We start from the raw sequence: 21,327 nt of genomic DNA on the forward strand, positions 1-21,327 counted from the left end.
CGCGAGAAACTTTAGAAGCTGTAGGTGCCTGTCACCACCACGCTACGCGGCTCCCCCGGCTGAATCTGCGCGACGCTGGTGGCCGAGGCGTAATAGCGTTTGTCGGCGATATTGTTCAGCGCAGCCCTCACGTCCCATTCTTTCTGGCGGAACCCGGCCAGCGCGTCCCAGCGGCCATAACCGGGTAATACCACCGTGTTGAGGTTGTCGGCATAACGGTCACCGACCAGGGTCAGGCCGGTTTCCGCGTACCAGCCCATCTCCGGTTTCCAGGTGATGAACACGCTGGCATTGCGCTTGGCCACGTCGCTGATGCGCTTGCCTTCGAAACCGTTGTTGTCCTCCTCGACCTTGGCATCCTGCAGGCCGATGCCGCCGCGCACATACCAATGGCCGACGAGCTTGCCGGTGGCGGTCAGCTCGATGCCGCGCGAACGTTGCTTGCCTGTCAGCAGGGTAATGGTGCGGTCTAGCGGGTCGCTGGTGCGGCGGTTGTAGAGTTCAAGCTCGTACACCGCCAGGGTGGTGCTCAAGCGGTCGTCAAGCCAATCGCTTTTTACCCCGATTTCCTTCTGTTTGGTCAGCTCGGGGCTGAGATCATTGACGCTGCCGGCGGCGTTCGGCGTGATGCCGATCAAACCGCCGCCTGCCGGCGAGAACGTCTTGCTCCACGAAGCATAGAAGGAGTGATGCTCCAGCGGCGTCCACACCAGGCCGACGCGGGGGCTGGTGCTGTGGCTTTTCACGTCCTGTTGAGTGTTGAGCAGCTTGTTGGTGGTGTCGACTTCGAAGCGGTCATAACGCAGCCCGCCCAACAGTTGCCACTGATCGTTCAAACGCAGTTGATCTTGCACGTACAGGGCGCGGCTTTCGACTTCAGTGTGGTTGTCGCTCGAAACGCTCATGCGCCCGGTATGGCTGAGGTGACGGTTGGGTTGGTGCAGATTCAGGCTCGGTACAGCCTGGCCGCCCCGATTGGGCGCGGTGGCCGTGTACAGTTTCGGGTCGCGGCGCTGGCTGCCCAGTTCAATCCCGGTAAGCAGGCGGTGCTCCAGCCCGAAGGTCTCGAAACCCCCTTCCAGTTCAAGGTTGTTGAACACGTTGCGGGTGGTCAGGTCCTGCTGCCAGTGCTGGCGGCTGACGGTGTTGGTTCTCGCGTCGTAGCCGGTCTGGTAGGTGTTGTCGAAATCGCTGTCGAGCTTGAACACGCCCAGGGTGTGGCGCAGTTGCCAGTTGTCGTTGAGCTCATAGGCCAGTTTGGAGCGCAGGGACTGGGATGTGTCATCGATGTAATCGCCGCTGGAGAAATAGGTAGTGCTGCGGCTCACATCCGCAGGACGCCCATTGACGCCAGGAATGCCGCGGTCCGGCGTGCGGTTGTAGCGGCTGTATTCGTATTGCACCAGCCAGTTCAGCTCGGGCGTGAGTTGCCAGCTCATCGACGGCGCGAACAACTGGCGGTTGCCACTGACGCCATCGCGAAAGCTGTTGTTGTCCTGGTTGCCCATGTTCAGGCGCAGGCTGATGTTATCGCTGGGGTCGGTACTCAGGTCGGCGTACAGGCTGCGCAAATCGTTGCTGCCGCCCTGGGCTTCTAAGCTGGATGCGCGGCCGGGACTTGGCAGTTTGCTCACACGGTTGACGATCCCGCCCTGGCCGCCGCGCCCGTAAAGCACCGCTGCCGGGCCCTTCAGCACGTCGATACGCTCGATGTTGTGCAGGTCACGCACGTATTGGCTGTCGTCGCGGATGCCGTCCAGGTAAAAGTCATTGCTCGCATCGAAACCGCGGATACGCAGGCTGTCGAAGCGCGTGTCGGCGCCGCTGCTGACGTTGGGGATACCGCTCAACGCCTGGCCCAGATCGTGGGTGCCATAGGCGCGCAGGCTGTCGGTTTTCACCGAATCAATCGCCTGGGGCACGTAACGCACGGCGGTCGCGGTGCGCGTGGCAGTGGTGCTTTGCTTGATGCGTGGGTCGTCTTCGTCGAGTTCCGCGCTGATCGAGGTGGCAGGCAACACTGTGGTAGCACAGGCAAAACCGGCAGACAGCACAGCAGAAAGCCCAAGAAGAACGGGCGTCAGGCGAGGGGCAGGCATGGGAAAAAGTGTCCGAATTGTCAGGGATGAGAAAGCGCGCAAATGGTAATGCTTTGCATTTGCTTGCGGGATCTATTCCCAAACGTATCGTCGGTTAATTTGTTACTTAGTGTGTTTTTTTGCAGGGGCTGTTGGGATTTTTGGACGGTTACCCAAGCGCAATAGGTCTGTGCTTAGAATTATTTAGCCTAAATACAGGTGCTTCACGAAATTGACACATAGTTCAACGCGCGCATAGGATTGCGCCCAACGCCTGTGGCTGACAGCCATGACTCATCCAATAAGAAAAGGCCCGCGGCAGTTCAGTCGTCCGCGGGCCTTGTTTTTTTTGGAGAAAGTCGACACCGGAAAATGATAGGGGCCTGGTGTCATAGCGCGTACTCAACCAGTAATAAGGAATATAAGAACATGTTGAAGCAACGGATGAGTCTGATCGCTCTGGGGATTTTGAGCGCATCGACAGCCATGGCGAACGACCAGGAGCAATCCAAGGGTTTCGTCGAAGACAGCCACCTGAACATCGCAGCACGCAACGCCTACATCAGCCGTGACTACAAAAACGGCAAGCAGGACAAAGCCGAGTGGGGCCAGGGCTTCATCGGCAAGTTCGAGTCCGGTTTCACCCAGGGCACGGTAGGGGTGGGTGTGGACGTGATCGGCCAATACGCCATCCGTCTGGACGGCGGTAAAGGTCGCAGCGGCGCCGGCGGTATCGACTTCTTCAAGCAAGGCGACAGCGGCGAAGCGGCCAACGACCTGGCCAAAGGCGGCGCAGCCGTCAAGGCGCGCATTTCCAACACCGTGATCAAATACGGTCAGCAGATGCCAGCCGTGCCGGTCCTGCAGTACGACAACTCGCGCCTGTTGTCGGAAACCTACGAGGGCACCTCGATCGTTTCCAAGGAAATCGCCGGCCTGCAACTGGACGCCGGTCACTTCACCAAGGAAGCCCGCAAGAGCGCCGAAGGCAGCGACAGTGGCCGCCTGAAGAGCATCAACTACATCGGTGGCAGCTATAAATTCACCGAAAGCCTGTCGGCTGCCTTGTATGCCTCCGATATGCAGGACGTGCTGAAGAAGCAATACGTCAACGTCAACTACGTGCTGGCGCTGCCAGAGAAACAGTCGCTGACCTTTGACTTCAACGGCTACAAAACCAAGCTGGACCGCAGCTTCGCCCTGGAAAACCAAGGTGATGCGGACGCACGCGATAACAAAATCTGGAGCCTGGGCGCTACCTGGGCTGTTGGCCCGCACAGCTTCACCGTCGCTCACCAGCGCAGCACCGGCGACACCGGCTACCTGTACGGCGGCTACCGCAACGCCGGCGGCATCGGCGATGGCGGCAATACCATCCTGCTGGCCAACTCCTACTGGTCCGACTTCAACGGCAAGGACGAGCGCTCCTGGCAGGCCGGCTACGGCATCGACTTCACCACCTTCGGTGTTCCGGGCCTGACCTACAACGTTGCCTATGTGCGCGGTACCAACATCGACGACGGCACCGGCCGTGGCGACGGCACCGAGCGTGAAATCTGGAACCAGTTCAAGTACGTGGTCCAGAGCGGCCCGGCCAAAGACCTGAGCCTGCGTGCGCGTGCCTCGTGGTTGCGCGTTTCCAACAACGCCAGCAACTACAACGTAGGCGGCAACGAGCTGCGCCTGTTCGCCGACTACCCGATAAATGTTTTCTGATTGATTGCACGTCGTGCCTGATGCCAGGCCACGAAAAACCCCGACTGGTTCGGGGTTTTTTTATGGTCGAAATCAAGCTTATTGGAGGGTGATGGTGACCTTGCCTTTTGCCCTTCCCTGATCGACGTACCGCAATGCCTGCGCGGTCGATTCGAAAGGGAAGCAGCGATCGATGATCGGTTTGATAACGCCCGCCTCGATCAGCGCAGTGATTTTCTGCAGTTGCATGCCGTCGGCACGCATAAACAAAAATGCATAGCTCACCCCGCGCTTGCGGGCTTTTCTGCGAATACCGCTGCTCAGCAGGCGCATGACCTGCCCAAGCACCCAGGGCAAGCCCTGCGATTGGGCAAATTGCGCGGTGGGCGGTCCTGACAGAGAAATAAGCTGTCCACCAGGCTTGAGCACCTTGAGCGATTTCTCCAGTACATCGCTGCCGAGGCTGTTCAATACCATGTCGAAATCGTGCAACTCGTTGGCAAAATCCTGCTGTTTGTAATCGATGACCACATCTGCCCCAAGTGCTTTCACCCATGCGACATTCGCCGTACTGGTGGTGGTCGCCACGAAGGCGCCGAGGTGCTTGGCGAGCTGGATGGCGAGCGTGCCGACACCGCCGGAACCGGCATGAATCAACACCTTCTGGCCTCTTTTCACCTGGGCGGTTTCAACCAGCACCTGCCAGGCCGTCAAGGCGGCCAAGGGCATGGCAGCCGCTTCGGCCATGCTCAGGTTCGAGGGTTTGAACGCCAGCGCGTTTTCATGCACGGCGATCAACTCGGCAAAGGTCCCGATCCGTGAATCGGGAGGACGTGCATAGACTTCGTCTCCCGGCTTGAATCGCGTGACCGCCGCACCTGTGCGAACCACCACTCCGGCCAGATCATTGCCCAATATCAACGGAAACCTGTAGGGCAGGATCAGTTTGAACTCCCCCGTGCTGATCTTGGAGTCCAGCGGGTTCACGCTTGCTGCATGCACCTGGATCAGCACGTCATGCACACCGACCGCAGGGTCAGGTACATGGCCAATCATTCCGTCTTGCTTGCCGTAGCGATCGATAAAAAATGCCTTCATGGTAGATAGCGCTGCGCCACGGTGGACTGCTTGATCTGCGCCAAAAGCCCCTGACGCGCGGTTTGCAGCGCATCCCAACGCTCGCCGTCCTGCAGCGCGGGAATGGTCACTGGTTCGCGACGGTCGAAGCCGAGCAGTGCGGCATCCACCAGCGCATCCACTTCCATGATTTCGCTCAAGGTGTTGATGTCGATACCGGCGCGATCCCAGATCTCCGTGCGGGTCGCGGCGGGCAGTACGGCCTGCACATAAACACCCTGAGGCGACAGTTCCAGGCTCAGTCCTTGGGACAGGAACAGCACAAACGCCTTGGTCGCCCCATACACCGACATGCCGAACTCAGGCGCCAGCCCCACCACCGAACCGATGTTGATGATCGAGCCTTCACCTGCCTTGGCCAGGCGTGGCGCGATGGCGCTCGCGAGCCGCACCAGCGCGGTGGTGTTGAGGGCCACCAGTTGCGCAACGCTGTCAGTGCTTTGCTCGATAAACGTGCCCGATTGTGCGGCGCCGGCATTGTTGACCAGGATACCGATGCGCGCGTCATCGCGCAGGCGCGCTTCGACGGCGTGCAGGTCGCTGAGTTGCGTCAGGTCGGCCTGGAGCACATCGATGGCGACGTTGTGTTTGTCGCGCAGGGTCGCGGCGAGCGTTTCCAGGCGAGAGTGATCGCGGGCGACCAACACCAGATCATGCCCGCGTTGGGCGAAACGCTCGGCATAAACCGCGCCGATGCCAGTGGAAGCGCCAGTGATGAGAACGGTAGGGCGAGTAGTCATGATGTCAGCTCTTTGGTCAGGGACGGAGATTTCCGTGCGTTTGGAGGAAGGTCATACCGCTGGTTATTAGGATGATGATCGAAATCTAAACTGTCAACGGTTTTGATTATGAACGACATCTATGTATCATTGGCCAATGCATCCAGCGGTAGAGAGGAATCGAACATGCGCGTATCCAAGGCCCAGGCCCAGGCAAACCGGGAGCACATCGTCGAAACGGCGTCAGTCGTGTTTCGCGAGCGCGGCTTTGACGGCGTCGGCGTGGCCGACCTGATGGCCGCCGCCGGCTTCACCCATGGCGGCTTCTACAAACACTTCGGCTCCAAGGCCGACCTGATGGCCGAAGCTTCGGCCAACAGCCTCGCGCAATCCCTGGCCGGCGCTGAACAATTGAGCGTGAAGGACTTCATCGACCTATACGTGTCCAGGGAACATCGCGACGGCCGTGCGACGGGCTGCACCATGGCGGCGTTGTGCGGTGACGCGGCGCGTCAGTCGGGGGAGTTGAAGTCGGCCTTTGCTGGAGGCATCGAACGCTTGTTGCAGACGCTCGGCGAAAAATGTCCGACTGGCCCGGATGAGGCGCCGGAAGAGGCGCGGGCGAAAATGATTGATCTACTGGCGAGGGCGGTGGGCGCGATTATGTTGTCGCGTGCTTGTCCGGATGATTCGGCGTTGGCGGATGAGATTTTGGAGGTGTGTCGGGCGCAATTGAGTGCGTCGTTATTGATTGAGTCGTAGGGGGAATGAGCGCTGAAAAGCTGTCATCCATCTGCGAAGCCTAGAACGACTTCGCGGACGGTAATTCTGCGAAGCCGGCTGGCACTGCTGTTCGCTTGATTTTGCGCCAGATTTATTCTCAGCGCTCCCTAACACCCCTCAATCAACGCCCGCTCCTCCAACCAAATCTCCTGAACAAACTGATCCGTAATCGCATAAATCCCATGGCCGCGGCGCATGATGATGTTCTCTGCCACCAGCGCGATCACCACCGGTTGGATCTCTTCAACCCGCACCTCGCGGCCGACCATTTTTGAATATTCAGCCGCAGCATCGATGGAAAATATTCCTCGGGCATCACCTTCAGTTGCAGCGATTTTGTTGAAAATCGCCTGTGCCAGGCTGCCCAGTTGTTCGACTTTTTCAAGCTCAATATTTGCCGCCGCCGAACGCAGGGTGCTGGCTATCACCGGTAAGAAAAGGTCGGAATCACCCTCCTGCTGCATGAGTTGGCGCAGGGCTTTGAGCATTTCCTCGGGTCGATTTCCCAAGGTGTTGAATGCATCAATGGCAACTTTGAGAGAGGGGAGCTTTTCTTTCCTCACCGTCATAGCAAGGCGATTGAGCAGAAACTCAACGTAATCACCGTTCAACAGCGGATACGCGGCGGACGTGGCGCCGGAAAATGCTTGATTGCGTTTGGCGGTCAACTCACTGAGTTGTGCCCGGTGAGAGCCGGTACCGATAAAGAGGAAATAGCCCGGCGTGTCAGGGCGTGGGTTGATCGCATCACGCGCAGCCTTGAGTGCAAGGAGCAACTGGTTTCCGTCGTCGGAAGAAATGGCGTGTTGCACTTCGTCGATGATCAACACGAGGTCGGTCTTCGCCTGGTCGACCGTCTCTGCCAATGCTTGAGCCAATGTCGGGCCGTCTACATTACCGATGTTGTCGAGCTTGAAACCAAACTTGAATCCCGCTGCACCCAGGTCAACGTTGCTGACGCGCTTGAGTATCTCCAGTGCCGCAGAGCCTGGGGTTTGCAATTCTTTCAGGGTTTTGTAGATAGCGTTGTGTACGAGCGTTGCCGGGGTTGGCTAGCGTGTCACTGCAGAGGTCGACGTAGATCACCAGGGCGCCTGCTGCTTGCAGAGCCGGGATCAGGTCATTTCTTAGAAACGTTGTTTTACCTGTGCGGCGCAGGCCAGACAAAAAAGGCCTGAGCGTAAGCCTTCATCAAGCACGCCTGGATTCAGAAGCTGATTTGCCATCGATTCAGCCAATTCAGGGCGCTGAAATATGCTGCTCATACAATTACCCCTCTTTATGAATACGCCATAATTATTGTCAGTTCATAATTTAGCATAAAGCGCTTGAGGTGAGCCTGTAGCACCGAAATCGGCGGTAGCAACGGTTAAGCCCACTCGGTGGCGAAGGGCATGAGTCGACTCCACAGCGTCCGGTTGTTCGTCTATGAAAGTGGGGCCATTGATGTGCCAATTGTCAACCAAGTTAAAGTTAGAGTAGGTCCATGGTGGCCATGGAATCAGCAATGCGGTAGCCCATCGCTTTATAACCCGCCTGGCGCTTTTCCCACATCCTCAGCAGCGCGACATTACCCTCGTCAACGAAGTCGATCACTCGCACGTCGGCCTTATCGGCATGCGTTCGATGCAATCGTCCCGCATATTGCTGAAGGATACCCTTCCATGAAATGGGCATTGCCAGCACCAGCGTGTCTAGCGGCGGATGATCGAAGCCCTCACCTACTAGTTTTCCTGTTGCCAACAGCACTCGTGGAGCATCAGGAGGAAGGGACTCAAGCTCATGCATACGGGAAATCCGCTGTTTCTTAGACACTCGCCCATGCAGCGTGAAAAGGTTATGTACGCGCTGCTGCAATTCTAATTCAAGGGCATCCACATGTTCCGTCCGCTCCGTTAGCACTAGAATTTTTCTACCGTCGTTGTACGCCAGCTCAATCTCCGAGACGATATTGGCTGTCCGCTCAGAGTCGTCGGCTAGACGCCGAAAAACGTCCTGAATACCAACGCCGTCGGGGACCACTATTGGTTTGGGCAGTAAGCGAGGTATGACAGATAAGTCATGGGGCGCACTCGCGGGTCGAGCAGCAGAATGTCGGATCGGTCCGCACTGCATGAAAATAATGGGCTGCTGCCCATCTCGGCGCACTGGGGTTGCTGTGAGTCCAAGTACGTACCGCGCGCTTGCGCTCCTCAGTAGTGCCTCGAATGACACTGCTGATAGGTGATGACACTCATCAACAATGATCTGGCCGTAGTTTTTTACCTGATCGCTGATTTCGCCTTTTCGCGATAACGACTGCATTACGGCAATGTCGATGATGCCGGTAAGCTTCGCTTTTCCGCCCCCAAGAGTACCAACGACACCATTGCCGACTCTCAAGAACGCCTGCAAGCGCTCTTGCCACTGCCTTAACAGTTCCGTCCGATGCACAAGGACCAACGTGTTAATGCCGCGTGCGGCAATCAACGCAGCAGCACTCACCGTTTTACCGAAAGCTGTCGGTGCGCAGAGGATACCGGTGTCATGACTTAACATTGCGCTGACAGCAGCCTCTTGGTCAGAACGCAGTATCCCGAGAAAGCTCACGTCAATGGGGTCGCCCGCGAAGCGTTCGTCTTTAAGAATAGGGGTAACCCCGTTTTCCTCTAAAAGCTCCAGCGCAGCATCCAGACAGCCACGTGGTAACGCAATATGTTTGGGGAAGTTCTGGGCGCAGCCGATAATCCTTGGTTTGTTCCACACTGACATGCGCATAGCTTGAGCTTTGTAGAACTCAGGATTTTGAAAGGCCGCGAGCCGGACAAGCTTGTTTGCCAATGGCTGTGGCAATTCCGACTTTTCAAAGTAAATTAAGTTAGCCTGCGTGATGTTGACAGCAGCAGGCAACGGGCATGTAAATTTACGTGATCTCGATTCACGATCTTTCCAAGGTTCTGCATCACCTTCGTCATCGACATAGGCGACCCCTAGAGGGTCCCGATTACCCATCGCCTGGATAATAACGGGCTGGATATCTTCTGGACTCATGCGCTGAATCGATGCCAGGAAGGCCCATTGATCAGGATGAGGCTCAAGCGAGTCGTCTACAAAAACGCTATTGTTTTGGGCCCTGGCCCGCTTTTGTAAAGGGAGCGCGATGAGATTTCCAAAGCCGCCTTTGGGCATATAGTCCTGGTTTGGAAACAGTCGATCATAGGAGCTGAGCGCCAACTGGCGGGTGCGCTCACAGGCATGACTGATGATTGCAGCACCGAGGCGGCGCGCATCGCAGGCAGGAGCATTACGCTCAAAGAAAATCCAGCCATGAGCCCCTTGGCCTGAGCGCGATATCTCCAGCGCCACCGGGACGTTCAGCTCATGGCATGACTGCAGAAAAGCTTTGGAATCATCACGCCATTCGGCCTCATCGAAGTCGACCGCCAAAAAATAGCAAGTGTCATCAGAGAGTAGGGGGTAGATACCAACGACCACTTCGCCCGCCAGATGGCGATAGACCACCTCATCGGTAAGCGGAAGCAGCTGGCGGTTACCGCAGTCGCCACATTTAATTCGGGGCTTCTCACAAACGCCAGGCCTCCATTCGTTTGCGCAAGCGGGTGCGTATCCTGATTTGCCTGCCTTGCTTTCCCAGCGGATTGGATAAACGTCCGTCCTACCACGAAACAAGCTTCGGAATAGGGCAAGCTTTCCATCAGTATCGAGTGGCTGTGATTGTTCTGCTTGGATAATCGCTATCTTGACTGGCTCAGCAGACGGGCGCCATTCGATGCCATGAGCATCCAGCAAGGCAACCAATCTTGCATTCTCAGCCCTTAGCTTCGCCACCAGACTAGTGTCTATCACCGCTTTCAGCCTCTACGTCTCAGGTGAAGCCTGTAGCCTCGAGCTACAACTCTCAGCCCATCAGTAAAACATATAGGTTATCAAACAACAGAGGTTAGGTTCAGGGGCTCAAGAGTCCGCCGTAGTTCCAATCAAATCGTGGGCTGGTTCAATCTGTCGATGACGGATACATAGCGCGCAGTTGCTGGCATTCGGCTAGCGTGGAAAATTCCAGGATTTTCCTAGGCGCAGAGTGATCAATTCTCCAAGGAAGCGGTGTCTGCGGTGCTGTAAAAAACAGAGGGGTTCGCGTTAGTGCGTCAAACTTTTGCTTTGTGATTTTTCATGGTGGATACCTTTGAGATGCCTCAGTGATTCGCTTGATGTGATCTGTCATTTGAGAGATCTAACGTTTAATTTTCGGATCATGGGGGGCCTCACGAGGGATCGTACGTCCGTGTGTAGCTGATATCTATGCGCGTGTAGCTATCTGCTATACGGTTTAGCGAGTGGTGCGTCCAGCATCTATCTGTTTTCGTATCCAAAGCAGACCGCTCTCATTCGCTGCGTCAATAGATAAACCCTCTGATTCATTGAGCCTGCCCGTGTCTTGAATGAGCAAATGGCGGAATTCAATTTGTATGGAGGACGAGCGGGTTGTTAGCCCTGCCGCCTCCAAAAAGTCGTTTCTACAAGGTTTGCGTTTTTGGCAATGTGGCAGGTGATGTTGGCTTCTGGAGTGCGCATGAGGGCGATTGAACGAAAATAAACACATAGTGGGGGATGGGTGTAGCAGGAGAAAGTGCGCCATGAATCGCAATGAGGGCGGTTAGCAGACTTATTACTTCATGCAGAAAACGTAAGGATTTTCTAAGGTTTAGCATGATCAATTGTTCCAATTTTACTGAGGAACAATTCATTTACAGTTTTGAAATTAGAAGATTGCACTGGGCTTTGCTGGAGGGCGATTACCGCAGCGGTTGATGCTACGGCCTACGATTTTTTTGGAATTATCCGGCATACCCGCAATGGATATTGTGCTGGACATAGCGGTCTCGTTATTCGCCCCCAGATACTTCCTATGTGCCAGCAGTTTATCCGACCAGACATGATTGAGGTCGGCTGGCGTTACATCCCGTACTCAGCGCCTAAAGGAATTTCGAATGATCCGAGCGATGGTCTCTCTCGATCTTATGAACGCCGAGCCTTGGCGTGATGGATTTTAAAAGCTGCTTGCCACCAAGGGCTGGGTCAAAGGAGTTGACGCATGTGCTGCGACACACGTTTGCCAGCTATTACATGATGAATGGAGGCGATATCCTGACATTGCAGCGATTGGGACATGCGTTGTTGGCTATGACCATAAACTATGCGCATTTCAGTCCAGGGCATTTATTGGAGGTGATCCACTTGAATCCCTTATCGAAAGTTGAACCTACAGAGGTTGAAAAACATGCTTGAAGGGATTCAATGGACGACCGTATGTGTATCGCTTGCTTCAGGCCTAGCGGGGGTGAGCGGTCCGGTTGTGCTTTGGCATATGCAGGTGCGTAAAGAGCGTGCAAGTGTTAGGGCATCCCTTCTTGCGGAGGTATCAGCACTGATTGAGATGGTAGAAAGGCGGCATTACCTGCAAAATCTAAAATTAATGGAAAAACATCTGGCCGATCTCTCTCAAGCTCAGCTGGAGTCGTTGGACGAAAAGGAGTTCAGTTTCGCGCTTCCTAATGGCGAGAACTACAACCGGGTTTACCAAGCGAATTTGTCTCGTCTGGGGGCGTTGTCTTCAGGTGAGGCTGCACAGATAGTTCGTTTTTATCAGCTGGCGGATAGCGTCCGTGCGGATCTTACGAAAGGTGGGATTTTGGCAAATGGTTCGACGAACCATGAAGACTGGGGAGAGACTGCGGAAATTCTTGGCGTCGCAATTGGGATCGGGGAAGTGCTTACGAGGCCTTCAGCATCTGCTTGGCAGCGTCTGAAAAACCGAAGAATAAAATGAATGTGGACGTTTTGTGGACGTTTTGACGAAAACGGCACATCAAATTTTCAAGCTTTTCCAAACCCCAGAAACCACAAAGCCCCGCATTTCGGGGCTTTGAGATATGGTGCCGGCACCAGGAGTCGAACCCGGGACCTACTGATTACAAGTCAGTTGCTCTACCAACTGAGCTATACCGGCGTGTTAGGGCGACGATTATAGCGACTGAAAAGGTTCTGTAAACCCCTGAATTCTGACTATTTTTGCAAACCCTGTGGTTTTTCGCGATCGCCGTGTTTTTTCCACATGTTCACCGCCTGAAAACCCGCACAGACAAATACACCAAGGAAGGTCATAAAATTGACCATTTACCGTTCATCCAAAATTCTATCGCCAATAGCACCAAAATAATGACACTCGCCACCCTGTTGTCACAGAATGCCCCACACAAGGGCGACTGATAATAAGACCTGCGGTAAGTACCCGCGCTTGCCGAGCTTCACGTCTTAGGTTGCGTCGTGAGGAGCAGGTAATGGGGCTTGGCAGAGAAATCCTGGCGTTATTCGGCAAGGACGTCATCCGTGATGCCGACGGCATCAATGCGCGAATGCATTTTTTCGGCACTATCCCTCAAGAATCTCTTCAACCTGTCCAGCCGCTGGAGAGCCCTGTGTTGCGTCCAAAAATAGTGGCACTGGTGTCTATCAATGGCGGTGTGGGTCGCAGCACGCTGGTGACGGCGTTGAGCAGCGGTTTGCAGCGTCATGGAGAGTCGGTGGTGGCGCTGGATCTGGACCCGCAGAATGCCTTGCATCACCACTTTGGCGTCAGTTGCACATTGCCGGGTATCGGGCGCACCAGCCTGGAGCATGGGCAATGGGTCCCGCTGCAGCAGTTGGGTTTTGCCGGGTGCCGGGTGATTACTTTCGGCGATATCGATGTCCAGCAGCAGGAGAGCCTGGAGCGTTGGCTCAAGCAGGAGCCCGCTTGGCTGGCGCGACGTCTTGGGGCCTTGGGCTTGAGCGAGCGGCAGACGGTGATTATCGATACGCCCGCCGGTAATAACGTGTATTTCCATCAAGCGCTGAGCGTTGCCGATGTGGTGTTGGTGGTCGTGCAGCCGGACGCTGCGTGCCTTGTCACGCTGGATCAGTTGGATACGCTGCTTACGCCGCACCTTGAACGCCAGTGCCCACCTGCCTTGCACGTGGTGGTTAACCAGGTGGATGAAAGCAGTGCGTTCAGCCTGGACATGGTCGAGGCGCTCCAACATCGCCTCGGCAATGAGCCGTTTGAAGTTCACCGCGACGTGGCGATCAACGAGGCGTTGGCCTCTGCGGCAGACCCCTTGGATAACGTGACGAAGCGGCTCGCCAGTGACGACATCGATGCGCTGTGCCTGCTGCTGAAGGCATCGAAAAAAACCGCGTGAAAGTGCGGTTTATACGGTTTAGCCCAGATGCTTATGCACAATCGGTTAGTAACAGGCGTCACATAACAGCCATTTTGTGGAGGCGTTCTCAACACGCTGCAACTGCCTGTTTTGTGTGCGTTTTATTTTGTGAACAAAAAATGACCGGTGCTGCTTTTGGTCTGTAGCGCTGATGGTTACAGCCTTCGTAAAGAATTCATCAACAGAGTTATCCACAGGGCGCTGTAGGAATTTTTGCCCCTTAATCGCGCTGGGCCAGCACCATCAAGTTGCGTGGCGTGAGGCTCGGTTCACAGAAGCTGCCCAGCTCGACGTTGTAACCCTGCTCCATCAGGAACAGGGCCCGATCCAGCACCAGCCATAATTCCAGCGGGCGACGAAACAGGCCTCTGACCAATTCCAGGTTTCGTACTTCGGCCAGGCGCCGCCAGCCATGGGCTTCCAGCGCGAGCCAATCTTGATCACCTGTGGATAAACCCTTGAGGCGTGCCAGCTCCCGACAATATTCAGCGAAAGATTTATCCAGCCATTTGGCGGGCAGGGAGGGCGTGGGCAGGTAGTCGTCGCATCCGCGCAGTTGTCGTTGCAGGCGGTCAAAGCCCAGGCGCCGGGCCATGGAGATATCGCGTTGCTGGCGTACGCGGTTGCCGGCGGTGACGGTTTCGCTCAGCGGCAGGCCCAGGTCATCGATTGACAGCTGCAGGGCAGAGGCGCGCCCGGTCGCGGACAGCGCTTGATAGCGGTCGGCGTTGATGCGGTTATAGCAGCACGGTGCCAGCGCCAGTTGTTTGCAGCCGGCAGCGCTGGCCAGTTGCAGCATGCGCATGTGGAGGTCGCCACAGGCGTGCAGGGCGACTGGCGTGTGTTCGGAGTTGATCGTGACCTCCGCCATCACGTCTTGCAGGCGATGGGTGACGGGCAAGCCGTGGTGATCGCTCAAGGCTTTGCCCGAGGCGATCAGGGCCGGATCATATTCCAGGCAGGTCGCGTGTTGGCCGGGTAGCAGCAGGCGGCGGCCGAGGTGGCCTTTGCCGGCGCACCAGTCCAGCCAGTGGTTGGGCGTTACGGCAAAATTCAGGGCGGCGCCGAAGGCTTCGATCTGTTGCCATTTACGCCCCGGAACGTCGACATTCAGGCGATGGCGAGCGGGTGCAAGCGCTTGGGTCGGCAACTTATCCACAGTGCCCAGGCGCAGCGCCTGAGCCGCCAGTTGTGGAAAAGGCGCGGGCGCCGGCAGGTCGTGGGGATGATTGTGACTGGCTTCGGCGTCGTCCAGCGAGCGCTGGCGTAGCCACTGGGATAACGCGCGATGCTCGGTTTCCCAGGGTAATTGCAGGTGGGTGAAGGGCCGTGGTCGCCACAGCCCCTGGTGCTCGATCAGAAACGCATCCAGTGCCTGGAAGCGTGCCTCAACGTCCTTGGCACGCATCGACGCGCAGCCATTTTTCCAGGAGTTTGAAACCGCGCACCAGCACATAGGCCATCAACAGGTAGAACAGCCCGGCCGCGAAGAAGATCTCCACCGGCAGGTAGGTGCGCGCGATGATGGTCCGAGCCATGCCGGTCAGTTCCAGCAAGGTCACGGTGCTGGCCAGTGCGCTGGCCTTGAGCATCAGGATCACTTCGTTGCTATAGGCCGGCAGGCCGATACGCGAGGCGCGGGGCAGGATGATGTAGAACAGCGTCTTGGGCCTGGACATGCCCAGGGCGCGAGCGGCTTCGATCTCGCCCGGGGGAATGGCCTGGATCGCACCGCGCAGGATTTCAGCGATATAGGCGGCGGTGTGCAGGGTCATGGTGGCCGTGGCGCACCAGAACGGGTCGCGCAGGTAGGGCCACATGAAGCTGTGGCGCACGGCGTCGAACTGCGCCAGGCCGTAATAGACCAGGAACAACTGCACCAGCAGCGGCGTGCCACGGAAGAAGAAAATGTAGCCATAGGGCAGGGCGCTCACGTACCAGCGGCGCGAAGACCGAGCGATGCCGAGCGGGATCGCCAGCAACAGGCCGGCAATCACGGCGATCGCCACCAGCTCCAGGGTCAGGGTTGCGCCCTGGGCCAATTTAGGCAGCCACTTGATGATTACGGCCCAGTTCAGGCCCAGGTCGAAATGCGACAGCCAGCTGTAGTCACCGCTCATTGGGCGCTCCTTGCAAAGCCGCGGGCGGCGCGTTTTTCCAGGAAGTGCATGCTGGTCATGGCCAGTACGGTCAGGCCCAGGTACATGAATGCGGCGACCATGAAGAAGGTGAACGGCTGCTTGGTCACGGTCACGCCGATCTGCGCGTTGCGCATGATTTCTTCCAGGCCGATCACTGACACCAGCGCAGTGTCCTTCATCAGGATCATGAACAGGTTGCCCAGGCCCGGCAGGGCGATGCGCCACATCTGCGGCATGATCAGTCGCGTGAAAATCCGGAATTTCGACAGTCCCAATGCCACACCGGCTTCGCGGTGGCCCTTGGGAATGGCGAGGATCGCGCCACGGAACACTTCCGTGGCGTAGGCGCCAAAGCACAGGCCCAGGGCGATGACCCCGGCGGCAAAGGCGCTCAGGGAAAGGTCGGGGTTACCAAAGAACTCCCCGAGGGCACGCATCAGGTTGACGGTGCCGAAATAAATCAGCAGCACCCACAGCAATTCGGGAATACCGCGAACGATGGTCGAATAGGTACCGCCCAGCCATTGCAGCGGCTTGTACGGTGAAGTCTTGGCCAGGGCCCCGGCCAGACCCAGCACCAGCCCCAGGCACAGGGCCGTGAGCGCCAGTTTGACGGTCATCAGCGCGCCGGCGGCAAGCGCCGGGCCGAATCCGTAGAGATCGAAATTCATGGTGTTTTCATATCGCGGCAGGTATTGCTGAAAGCCGACGCGCTCAGGTGAGCGCGCCGGGCAGGCCGTTCAGATCATTCGATGCTGAACGGGAAGTACTTGTCGTTGATCTTCTTGTAGGTGCCGTCTGCCTTGATCTCTGCCAGGGCTTTGTTCAGGCGCTCGCGCAGCGGGTCGCCCTTGCGTACGGCGATGCCGATCTTGTCGCTCTCCACAACCGGGTCGCCCTTGAATTCATAGGCCGAACCGTCTTTGCTCTTGAGCCATTCGTACTGCACGTACTTGTCGGCCAGGATGCCGTCGAGGCGGCCGGACGTCAGGTCGAGGTAGGCGTTTTCCTGAGTGTCATACAGCTTGGCCTCGGTGTCGGGCAGCTTGTCTTCCAGGTAGGTACCGGCCAGCGTTGCACGTTGTGCACCGATCACCTTGCCCTTGAGGTAGGCGGCGTCGGTCTTGAAATCCGCCGTGGCTTTGGGCGCAATGAACTGCAGCTTGTTGGAGTAGTACGGGTCGGTAAAGTCGACGGCCTGCTTGCGCTCATCGGTGATGGACAGCGAGGACACCAGGAAGTCGAACTTCTTGGCGTTCAGGGCCGGGATGATGCCGTCCCAGTCGGACACATACACTTCGCACTTCTCGACTTTCATCTTGGCGCACAGGGCGTCGCCGATGTCCTTGTCGAAACCGACGACATTGCCGCTGGCGTCTTTATTGTTGAAGGGCGGGTAGGCCGCTTCGATCCCCATCTTCAAGGTTTCCGCCATGGCCGTGGCGCTGAATGCCATCGAGACGGCCGCGGCCAGAAGGAATTTTTTATAGGTCTGCATGCATGTTGCTCCGTTAGCGGTTGCTGGACATGAATTGTTTGCAGCGCGCCGAAAGCGGGTTGTCGAACACCTGCTGTGGCGATCCTTGCTCTTCGACCAAGCCCTGGTGCAGGAACACCACTTCGCTGGACACTTGGCGGGCGAAGCCCATTTCGTGGGTGACCAGCAGCATGGTGCGGCCTTCTTCGGCCAGCGCGCGGATCACATTAAGTACTTCCTGGACCATTTCCGGGTCAAGCGCCGACGTCGGCTCATCGAACAGAATGACTTTAGGCTGCATGGCCAGCGTTCGCGCAATGGCGGCGCGTTGTTGCTGGCCACCGGACAGTTGCGCCGGGTAGGCGTAACGCTTGTCAGCGATGCCGACCTTGGCCAGCAGGGCTTCGGCCACTTCTGTCGCCTCGGCCTTGCTCTGGCCGAGTACACGGCGAGGCGCCTCGATGATGTTGTCGAGGATGCTCATGTGCGGCCACAGGTTAAAGTTTTGAAACACAAAACCGATTTCGCTGCGCAGGCGGTTGATCTGCTTGCCGTCGGCAGCAAACAATTCGCCGTTTTTCGCGGCCTTGAGCTTGAGTTCTTCACCGGCCACCAGGATCTGCCCCTGGTGCGGGTTTTCGAGCAGGTTGATGCAGCGAAGGAAGGTGGACTTGCCGGAGCCGGAGGAACCCAGGATCGAGATCACATCGCCGTCGCGAGCGGTCAGCGAGATACCTTTGAGTACCTCCAGCTCACCATAGCGTTTATGCAAGTTGCGGATTTCAAGCGCGGGCGTGGCCTCGGCCATGTGCGGTCCTCATTGTGTTCGTTGCGATCTTCGCTGTTGGGCCGCCTTCCTGGCGAGGCGCCAAGCTAGCATAGCGTTTGGATGACAGCCAACAGCGCTGCGGACGGTTAACGGGTGGTCTGCGGCAGGGTGTCGCATCGGCACAGCGGCGTGTCGCGCCATCTACAACCGAACAGACGTTTGAACCCGGAGCATCTACAGGCTTCGCGTAAAAAAGGGCGCGATGGTGCCAGCTTTGGGCAGGTGTTGGAAGGGTTAACCGGGCAAACGGCGCTTATCAGCGCTTTAATGGAGCGTCACGCACTTTCTGTGTGTGTTTTTGGTGCACCTGTCCGTCTGCAAGGTGAGTCGCACGGTAACGCTATAGCGGAATGCCATTGTTCTCAAAGACTTGCGCTCATTACTGAATTTTCCTACAGCCCACGTCAACTGTGCCTTTGTTACATTTTGGCGCAAATCTTGCGTAAAAAATAAAGAACGCCCTGTTGGTTTCTTTTCACGAGAAAGACCGCAGGCCCGGCGAACCGTTTTCGCAATTCCTCGCAAAGGTGTGTCAATGAGTAGTACGCAAAGCTCCAATGACCTCGAACAGGGGCTCAAACCGCGGCATGTCACCATGCTGTCGATTGCCGGTGTTATCGGTGCCGGTTTGTTTGTCGGCTCCGGCCACGCGATTGCCGCCGCCGGCCCGGCCGTACTGCTGGCCTATGCGGCTGCCGGTACGCTGGTGGTACTGGTGATGCGCATGCTTGCCGAGATGGCGGTTGCGTCGCCGGACACAGGCTCATTCTCGACTTACGCCGACCGCGCAATCGGCCACTGGGCCGGCTTTACCATCGGCTGGTTGTACTGGTGGTTCTGGGTGCTGGTGATTCCGCTGGAAGCCAACGCGGCGGCGACCATCCTGCATGCCTGGTTCCCCGACGTGGCGATCTGGGCCTTTACCCTGATCATTACCTTGCTGCTGACCGCGACCAACCTGTTCAGTGTGAAGAACTACGGTGAGTTCGAGTTCTGGTTTGCGCTGATCAAGGTCGTGGCGATCGTGGGCTTCGTTATCCTCGGCCTGGCGGCGATTTTCGGCTTGCTGCCCACCAGCCAGGTCAGCGGTGTATCGCACCTGTTCGACACCCAAGGCTTTATGCCGAACGGCATGGGCGCGGTGCTGGCGGCGATCCTGACCACCATGTTCTCGTTCATGGGCACTGAGATCGTCACCATTGCCGCCGCGGAGTCGAAGAATCCCGGCCAGCAAATCACCAAGGCCACCAACTCGGTGATCTGGCGGATTGGTTTGTTCTATCTCTTGTCGATCTTCATCGTCGTGTCCCTGGTGCCGTGGAACGATCCGACACTGGCTGCAGTGGGTTCCTACCAGACCGTGCTCGAGCGCATGGGCATTCCGAACGCCAAGCTGATCGTCGACCTGGTGGTATTGGTTGCCGTGACCAGTTGCCTCAACTCGGCGCTGTACACCGCCTCGCGCATGCTGTTCTCCCTGGGTCGTCGTGGTGATGCCCCGGCTGTGGCCAAGCGCACCAATAAAAGCGGTACGCCTTACTGGGCGGTGCTGCTGTCCACCGGCGCTGCGTTCCTGGCGGTATTTGCCAACTATGTGGCACCGGCGGCGGTCTTTGAATTCCTGCTGGCCAGTTCCGGCGCCATTGCCCTGCTGGTGTACCTGGTGATTGCAGTGTCGCAACTGCGCATGCGTCAGAAGCGTGCGGCGGCGGGTGAGAAGATTGTCTTCAAGATGTGGCTGTTCCCGGGCCTGACCTACGCGGTGATGGTGTTTATCGTGGGTACATTGACCATCATGCTGTTCCAGGAAGCCCATCGGGTCGAAATCATCGCGACGGGCGTTCTGAGCTTGCTGGTGGTGTTGGCGGGGCTGTTTGTAGCCAGTCGCCGCAAGGCCCAGAGAGCCGGCGCTCCCGTACTGAACTGACAAAATGTAGATCAAAATGTGGGAGGGGGCTTGAGGTGGTCAACTTTTTCCGGACACCTCAATCGGTGTTTTCAGGCTGTTTGCCGCTCGTACTGATTGGGCGGCAAATAGTCTAACGATGAATGCATTCGTCGTTCATTGTAGAACCGCACAATGTAATCCGTGACGTCCCTGATTGCTTCATCATGATTGGCATAGTCCTTCCTCCAAACACGCTCCATCTTCAGGTTCAAGAAGAAACGTTCCATGACTGCGTTGTCCCAGCAGTTGCCCTTGCGGCTCATGCTGCAGCGCAAGCCATGTCGTGTCAGCATGGCTTGGTAAGTAGCGCCTGCATACTGGCTGCCCCGATCTGAGTGCGCGATCAGACCCGGTTTAGGCTGTCTCTGTGTGATGGCTAGTTGCATAGCACTGCACACCAACTCTGCGCGCATATGCGGAGCCATGGACCAGCCTACGATCTTGCGTGAATACAAATCCATGACAGCCGCCAAGTACAGCCAGCCGCTTCGAGTGCGAATATAAGTGATGTCAGCAACCCATGATTGGTTGATCTGCTCGGGGTTAAACTGGCGGTTGAGCAGGTTCTCAGCTACCGGGAAATTATGATTACTGTTGGTGGTATGAACGAACTTGCGCTTCCAGATCGGGCGTAAATCCTGTTGTTTCATCAGCCGACGGACCTTGTGCCGCCCAATGGATACGCCATCGCTACGCAGTGCTTTCATCACCCGACGACTGCCATAACAGTGCTCATTGGTCATGAACGTAGCTTTGACCTGAGCTGCAACCGGACAGACAGCTTTTGGCTTAAAAGACCGCTGACGAGCTTCATAGAACCCCGAACGGCTGATCCGCAAAACCCGGCAGATACGTATTACCGGGTAGGCCTTGCATTGCATTTGGTGAACCAATTGGTGGATCACTTCAATTCGCGGGCAAAGAAGGCCGTAGCTTTTTTTAATATATCGTTGTCAGTCTTCAGCTCGCGGATCTGCTGCTCAAGCTGACGAATACGCTGTTGCTCGCTGGTTAACGGTTTACCAATCCCTGTACCACCTAACTGCTCGGCTTGGTACTGCTGGACCCAGCGGCGCACGGCAGTGTCACTCAAGTCTAAATCGGTACAAACGGAGTTCACGCTCAGGCCTTGGTCAACAATCATCTTGCAGACTCTTAGCTTGAAAGCGGCGTCGAATTTTCTGTACTTCTTGGTCATGGAATACTCCTCAATAGGTGTAGTTTCACCTATTGAGGTGTCCGGGACTATTAGACCAGCTCA

15 protein-coding genes, 1 tRNA gene and 2 pseudogenes are annotated in these 21,327 nt (G+C 56.8%); 6 read left to right on the top strand and 12 right to left on the bottom strand.

Features of this window, described 5'->3' with window-relative positions; all coding sequences use genetic code 11:
- Positions 1 to 11 precede the first annotated feature (11 nt).
- On the bottom strand, positions 12 to 2,099 hold the full coding sequence (locus tag BFP96_RS07825; RefSeq protein WP_065935979.1) for a TonB-dependent receptor: 2,088 nt from the start codon (positions 2,097 to 2,099) through the stop codon (positions 12 to 14).
- A gap of 408 nt (positions 2,100 to 2,507) precedes the next feature.
- Here BFP96_RS07825 and BFP96_RS07830 point away from each other — a divergent pair, with 408 nt between their 5' ends.
- The gene (locus BFP96_RS07830) at positions 2,508 to 3,794 is read left to right on the top strand and encodes an OprD family porin (RefSeq protein ID WP_065892667.1); all 1,287 of its coding nucleotides are present in this window, start codon (positions 2,508 to 2,510) and stop codon (positions 3,792 to 3,794) included.
- Between the two features lie 78 nt (positions 3,795 to 3,872).
- Here BFP96_RS07830 and BFP96_RS07835 read toward each other — a convergent pair whose 3' ends face one another.
- Both BFP96_RS07835 and BFP96_RS07840 read right to left on the bottom strand, forming a co-directional pair.
- Positions 3,873 to 4,871 carry an NADP-dependent oxidoreductase gene (locus BFP96_RS07835; RefSeq protein ID WP_065935980.1) on the bottom strand — a complete coding sequence of 333 codons (999 nt, stop codon included), beginning with the start codon at positions 4,869 to 4,871 and terminating at the stop codon, positions 3,873 to 3,875.
- Positions 4,868 to 5,650 (bottom strand): SDR family NAD(P)-dependent oxidoreductase, encoded by a 783-nt coding sequence (locus tag BFP96_RS07840; protein ID WP_065935981.1) that lies wholly within the window; start codon positions 5,648 to 5,650, stop codon positions 4,868 to 4,870. Before BFP96_RS07840 ends, BFP96_RS07835 begins: the two co-directional genes overlap by 4 nt.
- A gap of 165 nt (positions 5,651 to 5,815) precedes the next feature.
- Between BFP96_RS07840 and BFP96_RS07845 the strand changes: the two genes are divergently transcribed.
- A complete protein-coding gene (locus BFP96_RS07845; protein WP_065935982.1) occupies positions 5,816 to 6,391 on the top strand; it encodes a TetR/AcrR family transcriptional regulator in 576 nt (191 codons plus the stop codon).
- A gap of 128 nt (positions 6,392 to 6,519) precedes the next feature.
- Here the strand turns inward: BFP96_RS07845 and BFP96_RS07850 are convergent.
- Both BFP96_RS07850 and BFP96_RS07855 read right to left on the bottom strand, forming a co-directional pair.
- Positions 6,520 to 7,677: pseudogene (locus tag BFP96_RS07850) on the bottom strand (ATP-binding protein).
- A 208-nt stretch (positions 7,678 to 7,885) separates the two neighbouring features.
- Entirely contained in the window at positions 7,886 to 10,258 is a 2,373-nt protein-coding gene (locus BFP96_RS07855; protein ID WP_065935983.1) for a TOTE conflict system archaeo-eukaryotic primase domain-containing protein, read from the bottom strand.
- 1,236 nt (positions 10,259 to 11,494) lie between these two features.
- Here BFP96_RS07855 and BFP96_RS28950 point away from each other — a divergent pair.
- Together BFP96_RS28950 and BFP96_RS07860 are read left to right on the top strand one after the other, a co-directional pair.
- Positions 11,495 to 11,698, top strand: a pseudogene (locus BFP96_RS28950) (tyrosine-type recombinase/integrase); the annotation flags it as partial.
- On the top strand, positions 11,691 to 12,239 hold the full coding sequence (locus BFP96_RS07860; protein WP_065935984.1) for a hypothetical protein: 549 nt from the start codon (positions 11,691 to 11,693) through the stop codon (positions 12,237 to 12,239). The pseudogene BFP96_RS28950 and the gene BFP96_RS07860, both read left to right, overlap by 8 nt.
- 104 nt (positions 12,240 to 12,343) lie before the next feature.
- Here the strand turns inward: BFP96_RS07860 and BFP96_RS07865 are convergent.
- Positions 12,344 to 12,419: transfer RNA gene (locus BFP96_RS07865), tRNA-Thr, on the bottom strand.
- 331 nt (positions 12,420 to 12,750) lie between these two features.
- Between BFP96_RS07865 and bcsQ the strand changes: the two genes are divergently transcribed.
- A complete protein-coding gene (gene bcsQ, locus BFP96_RS07875) occupies positions 12,751 to 13,650 on the top strand; it encodes a cellulose biosynthesis protein BcsQ (RefSeq protein ID WP_065935985.1) in 900 nt (299 codons plus the stop codon).
- A 241-nt stretch (positions 13,651 to 13,891) separates the two neighbouring features.
- Here bcsQ and BFP96_RS07880 read toward each other — a convergent pair whose 3' ends face one another.
- The 5 genes from BFP96_RS07880 to BFP96_RS07900 all read right to left on the bottom strand — a co-directional run bounded on the left by BFP96_RS07880 (position 13,892) and on the right by BFP96_RS07900 (position 18,097).
- Positions 13,892 to 15,079: a methyltransferase gene (locus BFP96_RS07880; RefSeq protein WP_065935986.1), complete on the bottom strand. Its 1,188-nt coding sequence runs from the start codon at positions 15,077 to 15,079 to the stop codon at positions 13,892 to 13,894.
- Entirely contained in the window at positions 15,060 to 15,749 is a 690-nt protein-coding gene (locus tag BFP96_RS07885; protein ID WP_065892682.1) for an ABC transporter permease, read from the bottom strand. Before BFP96_RS07885 ends, BFP96_RS07880 begins: the two co-directional genes overlap by 20 nt.
- A 38-nt stretch (positions 15,750 to 15,787) precedes the next feature.
- Complete coding sequence (locus BFP96_RS07890) at positions 15,788 to 16,483, bottom strand: ABC transporter permease (protein WP_065935987.1); 696 nt, start codon at positions 16,481 to 16,483, stop codon at positions 15,788 to 15,790.
- Positions 16,484 to 16,557: 74 nt separating this feature from the next.
- Positions 16,558 to 17,310, bottom strand: a complete 753-nt coding sequence (locus BFP96_RS07895) for an ABC transporter substrate-binding protein (RefSeq protein WP_005783892.1) — start codon at positions 17,308 to 17,310, stop codon at positions 16,558 to 16,560.
- 13 nt (positions 17,311 to 17,323) lie between these two features.
- Entirely contained in the window at positions 17,324 to 18,097 is a 774-nt protein-coding gene (locus BFP96_RS07900; RefSeq protein WP_065898021.1) for an ABC transporter ATP-binding protein, read from the bottom strand.
- A 556-nt stretch (positions 18,098 to 18,653) separates the two neighbouring features.
- Between BFP96_RS07900 and gabP the strand changes: the two genes are divergently transcribed.
- Positions 18,654 to 20,045, top strand: coding sequence for a GABA permease (gabP, locus tag BFP96_RS07905; RefSeq protein WP_065892681.1), 1,392 nt, complete (start codon positions 18,654 to 18,656; stop codon positions 20,043 to 20,045).
- A gap of 71 nt (positions 20,046 to 20,116) precedes the next feature.
- Here gabP and BFP96_RS07910 read toward each other — a convergent pair.
- Positions 20,117 to 21,264 (bottom strand): IS3 family transposase gene (locus BFP96_RS07910; RefSeq protein ID WP_122582746.1). Its coding sequence is split into 2 segments (ribosomal slippage): positions 20,117 to 21,009 and positions 21,009 to 21,264, totalling 1,149 coding nucleotides; the frame shifts between segments, so codons are not numbered across the junction.
- Between the last annotated feature and the right edge of the window lie 63 nt (positions 21,265 to 21,327).

The organism is Pseudomonas sp. 34 E 7 (assembly GCF_900005715.1).
GTDB classification, from domain to species: Bacteria; Pseudomonadota; Gammaproteobacteria; order Pseudomonadales; family Pseudomonadaceae; genus Aquipseudomonas; species Aquipseudomonas orientalis_A.